Source organism: Pseudomonas sp. PA-7-1E (assembly GCF_021605325.1).
GTDB classification, from domain to species: Bacteria; Pseudomonadota; Gammaproteobacteria; order Pseudomonadales; family Pseudomonadaceae; genus Aquipseudomonas; species Aquipseudomonas fluorescens_BV.
Map to the genome: position 1 here is coordinate 1 of NZ_WKFA01000102.1, position 6,700 is coordinate 6,700.

The following is a 6,700-nucleotide window of genomic DNA, read 5'->3' on the forward strand; positions in this document are numbered from 1 at the left end:
GCCCAAGCCCGATACCGGCGTACTTGTAGAGGCCAGTGGCAGTTTCGTACTGCATCCGCACCGACCAGTTCGCCGTGACCTTGCCATCGACCGTTTGAATTGCCGTGGTGTTGGTCTGGATAGCCAGTGTGTTGCCGTTGACCGAGTTCTTGACCGTTTCAATGCTGGACGCCAACACGCTGTCGGCATTGATGCGGCCGGTTTGCTCCGCTATGACCGCAGCGGCGTTGCTGGCAACCTTCACTTCCACTGTGTCGGTTCTCTGTCCCTGCACCAGGTCGCCCTCGATCAGAGCGGACTGAACGGACCACACTCCTACGTAGCCGGCCTCTGAGCCAATAAGCGCAGTGTCGTCACCCTGAAGCGGTGGGTTGACCTGCAAGTAAATGCCGTCGACCCGTTGCGCCGTGGTGGTGACCTTGCCGTCGAGCGTTTCAACGGATGCCTCTAGGGTGCTCAGCCCTATAGCAGTTGCAACCACGCCGGTTACCGGATCGTTGACCGTGGCCTTCACCGCATTGAGCTGCGAGGCCTGGGCGGTGATGTCCTGGCCGTGCTGATTGATCGTCGCCGAGTTCTGCTGAACCTGCGTCACCAGGGCATTAACCGTCTGCGTTACCGTGCCGATGTCGGTCCAATAGGTGGCATTCGGTGGTGGGTTGTTCGCCGGTACCGGGCCATTGGCCTGATACAGGTGCTGGCCCATGCGCACGATATCGTTAAGCGCGTACGCCTTCGCAGGATCGTATTCCAGTGCGTCGACGATCTGGTCAATCAAACCTTCCAGCTCATCCTTGGCCGCTTCGATGCGCCCATTGACCGAACCAGGGCCGTTGCCGTCGATAAGGTTGATGCGCTCGTTGAGCAGTTGCCCCAGGGACGTCTCGTCGATCTGCCCCTTGATCTGCTCAAGGATCGGCCCAGCATCCGAACTGGCTTGGCCCATCACCCCATTCACCACCGGATAGAACGGACCGATGTTGCCAGTACGGTCCACCAGGCGCGCCCAGAAGAAAAACGTCGCGCCAGCCAGCAGAGACTGCATCCGGTAGTCGGCCTGCGGATATGCCAGGTCGGCCAGCTTCGTCGCGGCCGGCAGGTTATTCGCCGGGCCATACCAAAGCTCGGTCCGCTGGGTATCCTCGGCGCCAGCAGGGAAGCCCCACTTGATGCCAATGCCGAACAGCTCGCTGGTGGTGGTCAGGAACGACACCGCCGGCGGCAAGCCGGTCTTGCCTTCCAAGTTGGTCAGGCTGGAGTTTTTCCAAATCGACGAGATTTCAAACGCGCTAACGGCGCGCACTCGGGCCAGGTAGGCGCCCGAGTAGATGCCGGTGACATCAACGCTCGTCGAGCCGGTACGCTGCACCTTGATCCAGTTGCCGCTGTCCTTGCGCCACTCCACGTCATAGGCGACGGCGCCAGCGACGGCTGGCCACGAGATGTTCATGGTACTGATGGCAATGCCCTGGTTCACCGCGTAGCTCGACGTCAGCGTGACGCTGGCCGGCGGTGGTACCACGGTGATCGGGACAACACTGATCGGGCGCTCTTCCAGGCGCGCACCCGTATCGATGTGCGCAAACTTGCTCGGGTCGTACTGCACGGCCGAGATTTCGAACACGCCTGGCTCTGGCCTGGCAACGCTGACCACCCTGTAAAGCGGGACAGCCAAGTCATCAGCATCCAGTGCCCACACTAGCTCAGGCTCAGGCACAACGGAATAAGCCACGGTGACGGTAACCTGCCGACCGCTGACCAGTTGCACGGTGCGCCCCTCACACTTGCCGTCTGGCAGGTTGAGGATCAGCCGGTCACCTGGTTTTGCCTGGGTGTCGCGGTCCAAGGTAATGACCTTGCCGTTCACCGCGGAGATGCGACCGCCAATGGCGCGGCCAGCCAGCAGCTCGTCAGCAATCGGGATCACGTACCCAGGCAGCGGGATACGGCCATCCAAGCCAACCTTGAACGTTACGGCCCGATCCTTGGAGTTGGTCAGCAGCGCCCACTTACCTCGGCGCTGGGCCTCCGATTCGCGAGTGCAGCCGATAGCGCTGATCTCCAGCGGGTTATCGCCGTAGCGCCGCTGCAGCTTCTGATCGGTCACGGCGGTGACGTCAGTGTCGTAGTTGTTCAGCGGGTTGTCGTAGCTGACCAGCGCCCGGGTAAAGCGTGTGCGCTCTGACGCGCTGGAATAGGTGAACTTGCCGTCGATGACGTTTGCCCGGGTGTAGGCGAAGTCGAAGTCAGTGGCACGCGGCATATCCGAGAGCGTGAACACCTGGCCCTGGGCCCAGTAGGTCATGCCTCGGTAAATCGCCGAGATATCGCGCAGCAGTGACCAGGCATCGGCCTTGCTTTGCAGGTTCAAGTTGCAGAGGAAGCGCGGCTCCTGGCCACCCTTCCCGTCCGGCACCAGTTGGTCGCAGTATTGCGAGATTCGGTACAGCTCCCACTTGTCCACCATCCACGGCTTGATGCGGCGGCCTAGGCCGAAGCGGTCAGCAATGGTGATGCCGTAAGTAGCCCAGGTAGGATTGTTGGTGTAAGCCTCCTTCAACGTTCCATCCCAGACACCACTATATGTGCGCGAGACCGGGTCGTAGTTGCTTGGGACTTGCCACTTGCGAGCCTTACAGCCGACGGTTACCGCCGGAATGCTGCGAAACTGCTCGGCGGAAAACTCGATGTATAGGAGCGCGGTGTTTGGATAGCGGATCTTTGCGTCAATCACCTCGGTGAAACCGGCGATCTGCATGATGTCCGAAAACTTGCCCGGATTATTTTGGTTTACCGTCAACCGTGTTATGCGCATCAGCCAGCCGGTGGTGGACTTCGGCAAGTCAATTCGACGGGTACGCTCGTATAGGTTTGTGGTCTTCCCATCTACCGCCTCGTTCAAGACTTCTTGGTAAGCCCCGCCATCGGTTGCCAACTCGACTTTGTACTGAATGCGATAGCCGTTGATGTTGTTATTTGCATCGACGGACTGAAGCGCCGGCCAGGCAAACCGCACGCGCACAGCGGAAAGCTGAGTGTTGCTGATCGCCCTAACCCACGGAGTTCCGCTGCGCAGTTCAGTGTTGATAGTGGTCTCGTTCTCGACCGACGGGATCCCCTGGATATAGGTCTGGTCCACAGCCCCGGTGCGCCACTCCCATTTCACGTTCGGGAAGTTCATGTTGCCCTGAGGGTCTTGCAGCGGAGTATTGTCGAGGTAGATGTCTCGGGCTGTCGGCGAGCCTTCGAATTCTCCCTCGCCCACGGCGATCAGCATTTTGGCGACAGCAACCGACCGCAGACTATCGGGGGCTTCTGTCGGCGTTTTTGGCTTCTCTTCGCCGCCCTTCGCGCCGTGGATGTCGATCTTGCTGTCGTCGCCCATCTTTTTCTCCAGGCAATAAAAAACCGCCTCGTGGGCGGCTGCAGTGTTGTTGGTTGCGGCTACATCTGATCTTCGGCGTATATGGCGGCACTGATGATCGCCCCACCCCAGCGGCGCTCGCCGATGCACAGCGGTACCGGGTTGCCCGAGGCAGTGGTGTTCTTGGCGCTACCGAATGCGTAGCCGGGAGTGTTCTCGGGCGCGGCGCTGGTCTTGAGTCCTCCAGCCTGAGGGCTGAGCATTTGGATCACGCCGCCAGCGACAAGCCCGATGCCTGCACCTATGAGCGGTGTGCCGAAAGGAGTGGCCGAGAAGATCACCCCGACCACGATTAGTATTGCACCGACAATCGTTTGAAGAATGCCGCCGCGCTTGCTGCCCACCACCACTGGGGCAATGCGAATGTCACCGGCACCGTTGTAGGTCAGCTCCTTTTCTCCGATGTTGCGCTTGTCGCGAAAGACTGCGAACTCAAGCCCGCGTGATTTTGCGTTCGACAGAAAGCGCTCGAAACCAGGGATCTGTACGCAAAGCGCCTTAATGGCTTCGGCCGGGGACTTTACGGCGAGCCTGAACGACTCCCCGAACTGCCGGAGCTGCCCGTGCAGGCGAATGGTTGTCAGTGGCTGGTAATTGATTGCTGAGGCCTGCATAGCTTTCTCCTGGCGTAAAAAAACCGCCCGGAGGCGGCTTCATGAATTTCGCTTTTCAGTTGTAGTCGACATAAGGGCCTATGTAGAAACCGCCTATATCGCCGCTGATCCTGTAGAGGCTTTCCTTTCCGGGTTGCACGGTGGCTGCGATGGTACGGATGGCCGCGCCAGCACATAGACCAGAACCTGCGAGACCCGCACCGAGGCTCGGTGAGCCAGGGGGAAGGAAGAAGGTAGCCCGTTGACCTGTACCTATTTTCGCCGCTTTGCGTCCATCTACATACACGACGATATCGCAGCCCGAGCCAACTGCGCCGGAGTCGCGCACAACCGTGACTTTTCCGCTTTCACCCGAGGGCGTTGACTGAAAGGCGTAAAGCTCATCGGACGGGACCGGCTTCGCATCCCTAACCGATATCGCCGATGAGGCACACCCCGCCAGCATCGCCACCGCTACCGCCGCTATCAAAATCCGCATGATCGATCCTCGCCCTGAAAATACCGACTGTATCACCAAGCGTCACGGTGGCGAAGAATCAGGCGTGCACGGTCATGCCAGGGCCCACCGTAGACGATGATCTCGGACGGCCTGCCGTAAAGGTGGTGCAGCATGAATGGCCCAGGGCCGAAGGTAGCGGATTCCTCACCAGGCAGCGCCGGATCGGTGCCCAGGTATATGCCTGCGTGGTTCGGATGCACCGTACGGCCAACCTGCATAACGATCATGTCACCGCGCTGAGGACTGTCTACGCGCACGAAGCCGGCAGCATCGTAATGCTGTTCGTAAAGACTGGGGTTTTCCGCCCTCTCCCACCAGCCATCGATGCGCTGGAAGGTTTCAAACTCAAGCCCCCACTCGCGCTGATACCAATCTGCGCATACAGCCCAACAGTCCCAAACTCCATGAACAAACGGACGCTTGAGCAGCGGCACGGCGCCAGACGGCGTGATCGACCTGAGGTCTCCTTCGGGCCAGGAGAGAATGTGCCAGGGCAGCGCCGTGGCCTCGCACATGGCCAGGTCGTGCGGTGACGGCCGGCTGGTGGCGTCCGGGTGGGAGTGGACGATGCCGATCACCTCGCCCAGGTCTTCCGCAGCGGCGTAGTCCTCTGGATCAAGCCTGAACTCTTCGTGAGGCTCCGTGGAGATGTTCTTGCAGGGGAAGTACTTCTGCGCGCGGCCCATGGCAAGCAACAGACCGCAGCACTCTCTCGGGTACTCGGCGGCAGCGTGCGCCTGGATCGCCGCAACGATGTGTTTGCGCATGGTCAGCTCCGGGCAATCAGGGAAACGGCGGGAAATCCACCAAATGACAGTTCGTTGTTCTCGCCGAAGCGCAGCTTGCAGGACGATAGGCAGCCCTTGCATTGGTCCCGTGCGGGATCGGTCGTTGGGTTGTCCTCGTCGTCAAACATCGCTGGGCCGGTATAGCCGCAGTCCGGCCCGCGGTAACCGTTGGTCATGGCCCAGTGGCAGAAGGTCGTCATCTGTCGCCCAGGCAGCCCGTGGTTATCAATCTCGCCCGGTGAGGACAACTCCCAGACCACCGCCTCGCCGTCTTCGCTGGTTTTCTGGTCGATGTACCAGATCTCCAGCGCCTCCTGGGTAGGGTCGGCCGTTGGGTTACCTTCTGGAAAATTCACCGCATCCAGGTACTGGGCCAGCGTCTCGCGAACGGTCAGCTTGAACTTGAGCATGTCCTCGAATGCCAGGCACAGCGCTGTGACACGCCCATTGATGTTGCCGGCGGCGAACGTTGGCCTGGTAGCCGATCCATCGCTGTTAGAGCCAATACCTTCAACCTGCACAGGCCAGGCGGCGTACTCGGCACCCTGCCACCAGATCGACTTGGCTGGGAGCTCCTCTTCCACCCCCTCATAAGCCAGAAGCTCATCCGGCGTGTGCGGTATGGCGTGCCCGTGAAAGCGCAGATAATCGGCGCCGTATTCAGTCCCGTCGATTTCGAACAGGCGAATCTCGCCGCCGGGCTCCAGTTTTTGGATGTCCGCGATCAGTGCCATATATAACCTTTAGGGTTGGAAGTTTTGTTCGAAGGTTGCGGTGAGCGTGTAGTTTTCCGCGCCGTGGGGTGTGAGCTGATATCCATCACATTTGTACAGCCCCAGCTCACCAAGCGGCGGCGTCCACAAAAAGCCCCTGGCGCCCTTATGGGCGTCGATGAAGTCCATTATCTGCTTGGTGCGAATGCCATCACCGAGAAACGTGAGCGGCCAGGACTGCGATTTGTTGTTGATGCCATCGCTTACCGATTGCGCGTAACCATCGCCAAAGCCTTTGGTGCGGACCCGGAATTTTGCCTGGCCCTGCGGGTCAGTCCTCGGGCACCAGGTGAACCTTTCAAGCGCCATAGTTGATTACCCACTGATTGCTCTTTTAATGCTGCCGCCCTGCCCCAGGTCCTTGCGAATCAGCTGACGGTAACGCTGGTCAACAAAATCACCGAGATCCTTCCCGAACTGCTGATATGCGGGGTCATCCGCTGTAGCGCTGGTAGTCCCATCACTTGCGACAGTCACGGTCACATTTATCTGGGCAGGAGCGCCCATAGCGCCAGAGCCGCCACCAACAGCCCTCACACCAAGAGCACCACTCGCTGTTCTGGTCAGCGGCATGATTGCCTCTGGCCCAGCCTCCCCCATCA

At 59.9% G+C, this 6,700-nt stretch carries 7 protein-coding genes; all 7 read right to left on the bottom strand.

Annotated features, from left to right (window positions below; all coding sequences use genetic code 11):
* Positions 1-3,385: host specificity protein J (locus GIW79_RS29065; protein WP_236477469.1), on the bottom strand; the 3,385-nt coding region annotated here is incomplete at its 3' end.
* A 59-nt stretch (positions 3,386-3,444) separates the two neighbouring features.
* Positions 3,445-4,038: a tail assembly protein gene (locus GIW79_RS29070; protein ID WP_236455345.1), complete on the bottom strand. Its 594-nt coding sequence runs from the start codon at positions 4,036-4,038 to the stop codon at positions 3,445-3,447.
* Positions 4,039-4,093: 55 nt separating this feature from the next.
* A complete protein-coding gene (locus tag GIW79_RS29075) occupies positions 4,094-4,516 on the bottom strand; it encodes a hypothetical protein (RefSeq protein WP_236455343.1) in 423 nt (140 codons plus the stop codon).
* Between the two features lie 32 nt (positions 4,517-4,548).
* Positions 4,549-5,304, bottom strand: coding sequence for a C40 family peptidase (locus GIW79_RS29080; RefSeq protein WP_236455341.1), 756 nt, complete (start codon positions 5,302-5,304; stop codon positions 4,549-4,551).
* A 2-nt stretch (positions 5,305-5,306) separates the two neighbouring features.
* Positions 5,307-6,059 carry a phage minor tail protein L gene (locus tag GIW79_RS29085; protein ID WP_054917170.1) on the bottom strand — a complete coding sequence of 251 codons (753 nt, stop codon included), beginning with the start codon at positions 6,057-6,059 and terminating at the stop codon, positions 5,307-5,309.
* Positions 6,060-6,068: 9 nt separating this feature from the next.
* Complete coding sequence (locus tag GIW79_RS29090; RefSeq protein WP_054917172.1) at positions 6,069-6,407, bottom strand: phage tail protein; 339 nt, start codon at positions 6,405-6,407, stop codon at positions 6,069-6,071.
* 6 nt (positions 6,408-6,413) lie between these two features.
* Positions 6,414-6,700 (bottom strand): hypothetical protein (locus GIW79_RS29095; protein ID WP_236477470.1); only part of this gene is annotated, 287 nt, incomplete at its 5' end.

Coding starts and splice junctions, on each gene's coding strand:
- GIW79_RS29070 (WP_236455345.1), bottom strand. CDS start 4,038: ATGCAGGCCTCAGCAATCAATTACCAGCCACTGACAACCATTCGCCTG.
- GIW79_RS29075 (WP_236455343.1), bottom strand. CDS start 4,516: ATGCGGATTTTGATAGCGGCGGTAGCGGTGGCGATGCTGGCGGGGTGT.
- GIW79_RS29080 (WP_236455341.1), bottom strand. CDS start 5,304: ATGCGCAAACACATCGTTGCGGCGATCCAGGCGCACGCTGCCGCCGAG.
- GIW79_RS29085 (WP_054917170.1), bottom strand. CDS start 6,059: ATGGCACTGATCGCGGACATCCAAAAACTGGAGCCCGGCGGCGAGATT.
- GIW79_RS29090 (WP_054917172.1), bottom strand. CDS start 6,407: ATGGCGCTTGAAAGGTTCACCTGGTGCCCGAGGACTGACCCGCAGGGC.